Here is a 404-nt window from a genome sequence, read left to right on the forward strand (position 1 = left end):
GTCCAAAATTTCCAACTTCAATTTTTGAATATTCAAAGCCTTGGTTTTCAGTTTTCGTGAATTGTTGACAGGCTGTATAGACTGTAGCATCATCAAAAACTTGAGTTGAGCCAAAATCCAAAAACCGTGATAAATATTTATTTGACAAGAGTAATCCTCTCAAGTTCCCGCCGTAATCATTGTAAATCCAAAGAGAAGGCATTATAAAATCAACTATCCCTTTTGGATGAGTTATTGCAAAGGAGATTTCAGTAAATGGAAGATAGATGTCAAAATTACCTTTTGCCGCTGTATGATAGTTTTTTGAGTAGTAAAAACTTTGATTTGGATCTAATTTTTTCAACTCTTGAATAGAAATATACGGCGGATTCCCAATTACCACATCAAAGCCTACATAATTCCCG

Annotated in this window: 1 protein-coding gene; it reads right to left on the bottom strand. The window is 33.9% G+C overall.

Features of this window, described 5'->3' with window-relative positions:
• Positions 1–343, bottom strand: a 343-nt coding sequence (locus tag HC175_RS19695) for an Eco57I restriction-modification methylase domain-containing protein (protein WP_235942702.1), incomplete at its 3' end; no start/stop codon positions are given.
• Between the last annotated feature and the right edge of the window lie 61 nt (positions 344–404).

Source organism: Salinimicrobium oceani, assembly GCF_012037645.1.